The organism is Escherichia sp. MOD1-EC7003 (assembly GCF_002965065.1).
Lineage (GTDB): Bacteria > Pseudomonadota > Gammaproteobacteria > Enterobacterales > Enterobacteriaceae > Escherichia.
Genome location: NZ_PTRE01000150.1, coordinates 1 through 8,316 on the forward strand (window position 1 = coordinate 1; position 8,316 = coordinate 8,316).

Sequence of the window (8,316 nt, forward strand, 5' to 3'; positions counted from 1 at the left end):
TGTTTTGTTGTGTCTTGTTGGCTCGATGCGGGGGGGCGCGGCCCCCTCCCCCCCGCGGTCGCCGGGCGCCCCGCCGCCGCACGCCCCGCCGCCGACGGGCGGCTGCGGGCCCCCCCGCCAGTCTCCGCCGAACCCGCTGGCGCGGTTTCGGGCTGCCGCTACGGTCCGATGTCTGAAAAACCAGGCTTGCAGCGACCGTTCCGGTCGCGCCGCCCCTGTCGCGCCGGAAACGGCGCTCCCTGCACACCTGACGGTGTGTAAGGCCACTGCGCCTGATGGCGCAGTCAACCCTTCCGCCGCCACCCCTGCGGCCTGTTTCCCGCTGTGGACTTTCCGGGGGCTGGAGTAACCACATCCCGTTTCAGCAGTCCAGGGGAAGATATACCGTCCACAAAATTTTTAGCCATAAACCCGGCAAAAAATTTTGCGTCCGCCCCCGGACAGCTGCCCCGTGACGTGGTGACGGACGCCCCATCGGAAAGGTCCACTGCGGGGAGAAACCCCGAAGAAGTGGACGGCAGAAGGGGCTTTCGCCCCTCCGGGGAGCAACCGGTCGGCCCGGCGACCTGATTCAGCAGAAGGAGACGTTTTCATGACTGTCAGCAGCACGATTTCCGTTTTTTGCCGCGACGGGGTGTTCCGTACCGTTTACTGCCACCTGCACGGTGAGCCGACCTGGAACGGTCGCATCCTGCATACCCACTATGCCACCGGTCAGCAGGCCGAAGCCCTGGTTGAACACGGTGATATCCGTTGCCTCGGTCCCCGTTGCGACAAACCCGCCGGGCATACGCTTCAGAACCCGGTGGACGGTGTGACGGCTTATTACGGACGTGACAGTGGTTTCCGGATGGACAGTGAGGCGCGTGAGTACCGTTCTTTCAGGGAGGCTATTGCCACTGAAAGCACTGAAGAGGTGCGCTTCCATTATGTGTTCATCGACGGCTACTGGAAGGTGATGTACCGCACGCCGGAAGGCTGGAAGATGAAAGCGCTCGCGCTGGCACTGCGTCGCTGTCCGAAATGAAAAAAGGCAGGGCGATAAACCCTGCCTCTCTCCGCCGGCGCTTCCCCGCCAGGAAGTCCGGCATCTCAATCACTATCTATGGAGATTATGCCATGAGACCATCAATTATCTTCGCAACCGCCGAGTATGTAAAGCGTCTGCGTGAAGAGTGCCTGCGGGAGAATAAACCCCTGCACCGCCATACCCGCTTCAGACGTCAGGAGCTGGCACAGGATGAGATTAACCCGGACGTCCTGGCGATGAGCGGCCATATCGCCAGACGCTGCAGTGAGCAGAAGCGGGTGCGTATCCCCGCCATGAAAGTCAGCGAATGGGGCCACCTGCTCCGCGCGCTTGAAATTGAGCGGGTCTGCCACTGATTAACCCTTGCCGTCTGCCTGTGCAGGCGGCAGGATACGTTCAGACATCTCACCAGGAGGAACCGTGAGTAAGAAGAAAAACACCACAACGCCCACGCCGCATGATGCCGCGTTCCGGTCGTTCCTGGCGAATCCCGACGTCGCCAGAGATTTTCTGGAACTGCATCTTCCGGCGGAGTACCGGCAGTTGTGCGACCTGTCCACGCTGAAGCTGGAACCCGCCACCTTTGTTGAGCCGGACCTGCATCAGTACGCCAGCGATATCCTCTGGAGCGTGAAAACCACCGGGGGTGAAGATGGCTATGTTTATACGCTCATCGAGCACCAGAGCACCGAAAATCTGTACATGCCTTTCCGCATGTTACGTTACAGTGTGGCGGCGATGCAGAGACATCTGGAGCAGCACAAAACGTTGCCACTGGTGATTCCTGTACTGTTCTATCATGGTGAGCGCAGCCCGTACCCGTACAGCATGAACTGGCTGGACTGTTTTGAGAATCCGGCACTTGCGGCTAAAATATACACAAAGCCGTTTCCGCTGGTTGATATCACTGTCGTTGATGACAATGAAATCATGAACCATCGCCGGATGGCCGCACTGACGCTGCTGATGAAGCATATCCGCCATCGTGACATGATGGAGCTGCTGGACAAACTCCCGCAGGTCATGGTGGAAATTTCAGATGAGCAGGTGCGTGTTCTGATTCATTACATCGTTAACGCAGGGGACTCTGTATCACCGGAATTTATGCGGGCGCTGGCTGAGCGTCTGCCGCAGCATGAGGATAAACTGATGACTATCGCTGAACGTCTTGAGCAAAAAGGTCGCCAGGAAGGCAGGATGGAAGGACGCATGGAAGGAGCGCTTGAAAAAGCCCTGGCTATTGCGTGCCAGCTTCAGAAAATGGGGATGACGCCGGAGCAGATTAAGCAGGCTACCGGACTTTCCGATGACGAACTGAAGAAAATCACTCACTGATGAGAACCACAAAGCCCGGCAAAATGCCGGGCTTTTTTGTCAGCAGGAGCAGAGCAAACAGCATGACGATTGCAGAACGTCTTATACAGAAAGGTTTCGACGAGGGTTTTAAACAAGGGGCTCTTGAAGTGGCGCGGGAAATAGCCTGCCGGCTTCGGGATATAGGCTGGCCGCCGGAACGGATTCAGGAGGTCACGGGACTTTCCGGTGAAGAACTGAAAAAACTGTTTCCTGATGAGCAGTAGCCTGGCATTCAGCCAGGCTGTGAATTACGCTCACACATCCTCTGCCGTTTCCCCCAGTTCATTTTCCAGTCGCCTGATGATATCTGCCTTGTGCATCCCCTGCATGTGAGGCAGCAGGTCACGGACTGAAAGTGCCTGGGTGGTCCTCCAGACGGTGACATCCACCTGCTCCGCATTTTCCCAGGCGTGCCATGTTCTCTGTGTCACGCCAAATTCTCTGGCCGCTTTTTCGCGTGACCAGAGCATGCTTTTTCGCCAGATTCGCAGTTCCCAGCCGGTCATAAAATACCTTTGAAAAAGTGAAAAAACTTCACTTTATTTTATCACCATAATCACCAAATCAGCGCGAAAAATAAGTGTGAAAAAGTGAAGAAATTTCACTTTTTTTGATTGTGGATGTCGTGCTGTTTTCTCTGTTTTCACCTGTGCGGGAGTGGTGTACCAGTGACCACCGCATGCCGTTGTTGTGCCGTCGGTTTTCTCCGGTCGCGCCGGATGCGGCGCTCCCTGCACACCTGACGGTGTGTAAGGCCATTGCGCCTGATGGCGCTGCTATCTCTGCCTGTCTGCCGCCGCACTGCGGCCTGTTCTCCGCAGACGGACTTTCCGGGGGTACATACACGACCACATCCCGTTTCAGTCGTCCAGGGGAGAGATGTACCAGCCACAAAACTTTTTGCCGCTGGCGTCAAAAACTTTTGCGTCTGCCCCCGGACAACTGCCCCGTGACGTGGTGAGCGTCCCCCGTCGGAAAGGTCCACTGCGGGGAAATACCCTAAGACCCGGACGGCAGAAGGAGCTTCGCTCCTCCGGGAAATGACCTGGCTGACCCGGCAGTCGTGACGATGAGGAGACAATGTGATGAATCAGACTTTACCCACTGCTGACCTGAATACTGCCGGCACGACAGATGTTATTCCGTCTGTGGCTATCGACCGCATCATCGCGCAGCGTAACGAAGGTATTGCACTATTCATGCAGGCGATGGAATGCCTGGCGACAGCGCGCAAGATTCTGCTCGATGCGTCAGGTGATATTTTTCTTTACGGGTTTGAAGACTGCGTGACTGATTCCGTTCGTCGCATGGATAAGCCGGAAGAAGCGAAAAGGAATATCACCCGTCTTGCCGACCGGAAAATCTGGGACCGCCTGATGACAGATACGGGCATGTACACCTTCATGAGTTCATGCCAGCGTGATGAGTGGAACAGCCAGCTGATGAGCGACACCTGTCCTGAAATCACCCTGGACAATGTACTGGCAACATTCCGCCATCTGAATGCCAGTAAGATGCAGACATTTGAAAAGGGACTGATTGATGTCTACCGGAAATTGTCATGGGATTACAGAACCAATAATCCCTGCCGTCTGGGTAAGAAAATCATTATTGAAAACCTGCTGTACCGCTGGAGTAACGGGCGTGTGACGCTGGACTGCAGCGGACGGGAGGCACTGGATGACCTGGTACGTCCGTTTTATCTGCTGGAGGGGCGCAACGTTCCTGACTTCAGGAACAGCATCGGGGCGCAGTATGGTGAATTTCTCGGGAACGGCGACAATGTCGGTAAGCTGTTAGAAGGGGAATATTTTACGGTGCGTGGCTACCAGAAAGGGACCGTACACATTGTCTTTAAGCGTTCTGACCTTGTTGAAAAACTGAATGATATTATTGCACGGCATTATCCAGGTGTATTGCCGCCACGAGTCTGATTAAACAGAAAAGCCCTGGTATTTATGCCGGGGCTTTTTTTTCTGTAATCATCATAATCTCAGAACACAATGTGACATTGTCACATCAATTGTTGTTCATATCGATGCCATCTTTCCTGCCTGAATCTGTCTTTTTAGGTGCTGTTTTAGAGGAAGAACGGCGGGATGGTTTTTTCGATTCTGCTTCCCGAATAATGTCACGAAGTGCCTTCTCTCCTACTTCATACCCTGCATTTTTGAGCGTGTCACGAACATCTGCCAGTGTATAACCCTTTGTCCTTACCAGGACAATAATGTCATCACGAATGGCATCAAGAAAATCACGCAATGTTTTCCGTTGAGCGGTGAGATCTGGCAATTCCGATAAAGCAGCTTTTGCCAGCTGGATGTCATCATCTGAGTAAAATTTTTTAGAAGCCATTGGCACTTTCTCTCCGTTTCATGTTGAAGCCTGATTTTATCATCAAAAACTGACTCCTGGCAGGGCTGCGCCCTGCCTCTGCCGTCTGCATAAGACTATGATGCACAAAAATAACAGGCTATAATGGCCTGAAAAACGGGACAGGATGTGCAATTGTAATACCGTCACACGCGACGCTATTACAATTGCCATCTGGTCAGGGCTTCGCCCCGACACCCCGTAAGGAGCCTGAAGTGAGTGATAGTGCGGTAAGAAAGAAAAGTGAGGTACGGCAAAAGACAGTTGTCAGGACACTCAGATTCTCTCCTGTTGAGGATGAAACCATCAGGAAAAAAGCTGAAGATTCCGGACTTACTGTATCTGCTTACATCCGAAATGCAGCACTGAATAAGCGAATTAACTCCCGTACAGATGATGCTTTTCTGAAGGAGTTAATGAGACTGGGAAGGATGCAGAAGCATCTGTTTGTTCAGGGAAAAAGAACCGGTGACAAGGAATACGCAGAAGTGCTTGTTGCCATAACCGAACTTACAAATACATTGCGTAAACAGTTAATGGAAGGTTGAGGATTCTCCGGTGAATGCAGTCATTCCGAAAAAGAGAAGGGACGGCAAGTCTTCGTTCGAAGACCTGGTATCCTACGTCTCTGTCCGGGATGACATGACCGATGAGGAACTGGATTTATCTTCTTCTTCGCAGGCTGAACAACCGCACCGAAGCCGTTTCAGTCGCCTTGTTGATTATGCGACACGTCTTCGAAATGAGTCATTCGTGGCGCTGGTTGATGTCATGAAGGACGGCTGCGAATGGGTCAACTTTTATGGTGTCACCTGCTTTCATAACTGTACTTCTCTTGAAACTGCCGCTGCAGATATGGAGTACATTGCCCGGCAGGCACACTATGCAAAAGATGACACTGATCCTGTTTTTCACTACATCCTTTCCTGGCAGTCACATGAAAGCCCGCGTCCGGAACAGATTTATGACAGTGTACGTCATACGCTGAAATCACTCGGCCTTGCCGACCATCAGTATGTCTCTGCCGTGCATACTGATACAGATAATCTGCACGTCCATGTGGCTGTTAACCGGGTACACCCTGAAACGGGTTATCTGAACCGGTTATCATGGAGTCAGGAAAAACTCAGTCGTGCCTGCCGTGAGCTTGAACTGAAGCATGGTTTTGCTCCGGATAACGGTTGCTGGGTCCATGCGCCGGGAAATCGTATCGTTCGCAAAACTGCCGTTGAACGTGATCGCCAGAACGCTTGGACACGCGGAAAAAAACAAACTTTTCGCGAGTATGTTGCGCAGACAGCGGTCGCTGGTTTACGCAGTGAACCTGTACATGACTGGTTATCCCTGCATCGTCGTCTTGCTGAAGATGGTTTGTACCTGTCTCAGATGGACGGAAAATTTCTGGTGATGGATGGCTGGGATCGCAACAGGGAAGGTGTACAGCTTGACTCGTTTGGTCCCTCCTGGTGTGCAGAAAAACTCATGAAAAAAATGGGTGACTACACGCCAGTGCCAAAAGACATTTTCAGCCAGGTGGAAGCACCAGGACGCTATAATCCGGACTTCATTGCAGCTGATGTTCGCCCGGAAAAAATCGCTGAAACAGAAAGTCTGCAGCAGTATGCCTGTCGTCATCTTGGAGAACGTCTGCCGGAAATGGCACGGGAAGGACGGCTGGAAAACTGCCAGGCTATTCACCGCACACTGGCTGAAGCGGGATTATGGATGCGTGTTCAGCATGGTCACCTGGTTATCTGTGACGGTTATGATCATAACCAGACTCCCGTTCGTGCTGACAGCGTATGGTCACTGCTGACGCTCGACAATGTGAATCAACTCGATGGTGGCTGGCAGCCTGTACCAACAGATATTTTCCGCCAGGTTACGCCAACAGAACGCTTCCGTGGTCGTCGTATGGAGAGCTGTCCTGCGACCGATAAAGAATGGCACCGTATGCGTACAGGTACGGGGCCGCAGGGGGCTATCAAACGCGAACTGTTTTCTGACAAAGAAAGTCTGTGGGGATACAGCATCAGCCATTGTAGCCCTCAGATTGAAGAAATGATCACACAGGGTGAGTTTACCTGGCAGCGTTGTCATGAGTTGTTTGCACAACAGGGACTGATGCTACAGAAACAACATCACGGGCTTGTTGTCGTTGATGCCTTTAATCATGAGCAAACGCCGGTGAAGGCCAGCAGCATTCATCCTGATCTGACTCTGGGGCGTGCAGAGCCACAGGCCGGACCTTTTGTGAGTGCCCCAGCAGATTTGTTTGACAGGGTGCAACCTGAAAGTCGCTATAACCCGGAGCTGGCTGTCAGTGACAGGTACGGGGTCAGCAGTAAACGTGACCCAATGCTGCGCCGGCAGCGACGTGAAGCCAGAGCTGAGGCCCGTGCTGACCTGCGTGCCCGCTATCTGGCATGGCGTGAACAATGGCGTAAACCAGATCTGCGTTATGGGGAACGTTGTCGGGAAATTCATCAGGCATGCCGTCTGCGGAAGTCACACATTCGTGCGCAGTACGATGATCCGGCATTACGTAAGCTGCATTATCACATTGCAGAAGTTCAGCGAATGCAGGCATTGATCAGGCTGAAAGAAGACATCAGGGATGAGCGGCAGAAACTTATTGCTGACGGGAAGTGGTATCCACCCTCTTACCGTCAGTGGGTCGAAATTCAGGCTGCTCAGGGAGACAGGGCTGCTGTATCGCAGCTGAGAGGCTGGGATTATCGCGATCGCCGTAAAGATAAGTCACGCACAACGACAACAGACCGCTGTGTCGTGCTTTGTGAACCGGGCGGAACGCCGGTATACGGTAATACCGGTGATCTCGAGGCCCGTTTGCAGAAGAACGGGAGTGTTCGTTTCCGTGACCGTCGGACGGGAGAGTTTGTCTGTACGGATTATGGTGACAGGGTTGTTTTCCGTAATCACCATGACCGCAATGCGCTGGCAGATAAACTGGATTTGATTGCACCGGTATTATTCGGGCGAGATCCACGCATGGGTTTTGAACCAGAAGGAAACGACAAACAATTTAACCAGGTCTTTGCTGAAATGGTTGCCTGGCATAATGTGACAGGCCGTACCGGTCACGAAGACTACAGGATTACGCGACCGGACGTGGATCATCACCGTGAAGGAAGTGAACGCTACTACCGCGATTATATCGCGGCGAACAGCAACGATGACGCATCACTGCCTCCGCCGGAGCAGGATAAACGCTGGGAACCGCCTTCTCCAGGTTAAAAAAAAGGCCGCGCCAGAATCCGGCGCGGCCACTGTTCAGTACATTCCGTCCCAGTCCGGACGGTTGGTTTTTTTATGATGAAACCCGTTTACAGGACGCCCTGTCAGGTGGTTATTGTCCTGTGTGTCAACGCCAAGATTATTGGCCGTTTTTCGCCATTTTTAATGTCCGCTATTGGTCATTAATGTTGTCCGCTTTCCGCCATTTCATCATCACTGATTGGCGTGGCGTTTTTTGCGTAACCGGCTCATTTAAACCGTCTGGTCTGTTTCCTCCGGCTCTACAAAAATAATGTCCA

10 protein-coding genes are annotated in these 8,316 nt (G+C 52.9%); 7 read left to right on the forward strand and 3 right to left on the reverse strand.

Going from position 1 to position 8,316, the window contains the following annotated elements:
- The first annotated feature begins 592 nt into the window (after positions 1-592).
- The 4 genes from A7090_RS21660 to A7090_RS21675 all read left to right on the forward strand — a co-directional run bounded on the left by A7090_RS21660 (position 593) and on the right by A7090_RS21675 (position 2,610).
- A complete protein-coding gene (locus tag A7090_RS21660; protein WP_000218863.1) occupies positions 593-1,027 on the forward strand; it encodes a hypothetical protein in 435 nt (144 codons plus the stop codon).
- A gap of 92 nt (positions 1,028-1,119) precedes the next feature.
- Complete coding sequence (locus A7090_RS21665; protein ID WP_001247862.1) at positions 1,120-1,386, forward strand: hypothetical protein; 267 nt, start codon at positions 1,120-1,122, stop codon at positions 1,384-1,386.
- A 64-nt stretch (positions 1,387-1,450) separates the two neighbouring features.
- Positions 1,451-2,365: an Rpn family recombination-promoting nuclease/putative transposase gene (locus tag A7090_RS21670; protein ID WP_000038334.1), complete on the forward strand. Its 915-nt coding sequence runs from the start codon at positions 1,451-1,453 to the stop codon at positions 2,363-2,365.
- Entirely contained in the window at positions 2,365-2,610 is a 246-nt protein-coding gene (locus A7090_RS21675) for a hypothetical protein (RefSeq protein ID WP_001260884.1), read from the forward strand. The genes A7090_RS21670 and A7090_RS21675 overlap by 1 nt, the downstream gene beginning before the upstream one ends.
- A gap of 30 nt (positions 2,611-2,640) precedes the next feature.
- Here the strand turns inward: A7090_RS21675 and A7090_RS21680 are convergent, their stop codons facing one another.
- The gene (locus A7090_RS21680) at positions 2,641-2,892 is read right to left on the reverse strand and encodes a helix-turn-helix transcriptional regulator (RefSeq protein ID WP_000148280.1); all 252 of its coding nucleotides are present in this window, start codon (positions 2,890-2,892) and stop codon (positions 2,641-2,643) included.
- A gap of 33 nt (positions 2,893-2,925) precedes the next feature.
- Positions 2,926-3,123 carry a hypothetical protein gene (locus A7090_RS27160; protein WP_001161112.1) on the reverse strand — a complete coding sequence of 66 codons (198 nt, stop codon included), beginning with the start codon at positions 3,121-3,123 and terminating at the stop codon, positions 2,926-2,928.
- A 348-nt stretch (positions 3,124-3,471) separates the two neighbouring features.
- Here A7090_RS27160 and A7090_RS21695 point away from each other — a divergent pair, with 348 nt between their 5' ends.
- Complete coding sequence (locus A7090_RS21695) at positions 3,472-4,320, forward strand: DUF4942 domain-containing protein (protein ID WP_001077030.1); 849 nt, start codon at positions 3,472-3,474, stop codon at positions 4,318-4,320.
- An 85-nt stretch (positions 4,321-4,405) separates the two neighbouring features.
- On the opposite strand, the gene A7090_RS21700 is transcribed toward A7090_RS21695, so the two are convergent.
- On the reverse strand, positions 4,406-4,741 hold the full coding sequence (locus A7090_RS21700) for a molybdopterin-guanine dinucleotide biosynthesis protein MobC (protein WP_000157095.1): 336 nt from the start codon (positions 4,739-4,741) through the stop codon (positions 4,406-4,408).
- 233 nt (positions 4,742-4,974) lie between these two features.
- On the opposite strand from A7090_RS21700, the gene nikA reads away from it, so the two are divergent.
- Both nikA and nikB read left to right on the forward strand, forming a co-directional pair.
- A complete protein-coding gene (nikA, locus tag A7090_RS21705) occupies positions 4,975-5,307 on the forward strand; it encodes an IncI1-type relaxosome accessory protein NikA (RefSeq protein ID WP_001283947.1) in 333 nt (110 codons plus the stop codon).
- A 10-nt stretch (positions 5,308-5,317) separates the two neighbouring features.
- Positions 5,318-8,017, forward strand: a complete 2,700-nt coding sequence (gene nikB / locus A7090_RS21710; protein ID WP_006855641.1) for an IncI1-type relaxase NikB — start codon at positions 5,318-5,320, stop codon at positions 8,015-8,017.
- Positions 8,018-8,316 lie beyond the last annotated feature (299 nt).